Genomic DNA, 242 nt, shown 5'->3' with positions numbered 1-242 from the left:
CCTCCGGCCGTGGAACCACGGTGATGGAGGAAAAGGTGACCCACGTATTCAAGCTCAACGCGCAGCGCCGCCGCTGGGGAGCGATCTTCGACGCCGTCGCCGGCGCGACGCTGGTGGTGGCCAACGACGGCGAACTGACGCTCGGCGAGCAATCCGACATCGTCGTAGCGCTGGTGAAGACCAACCCGGTGTTGATCATCGGCGACCTGACGACGCTCGTCATGGACATCGCCGACGCGATC

The 242-nt window shown here is 65.3% G+C and carries 1 protein-coding gene; it reads left to right on the top strand.

Annotation, left to right across the window (positions count from 1 at the left end; all coding sequences use genetic code 11):
- Nucleotides 1-23 precede the first annotated feature (23 nt).
- On the top strand, nt 24-242 hold a 219-nt coding region (locus ACNEUN_RS06420), incomplete at its 3' end, for a hypothetical protein (RefSeq protein WP_463631627.1).

The sequence above is a fragment of the Gardnerella sp. C0684A1 genome (genome assembly GCF_055326835.1).
The sequence above is the reverse complement of the archived record's forward strand: the minus strand, read 5'-3'. Positions and strand labels throughout refer to the sequence as shown.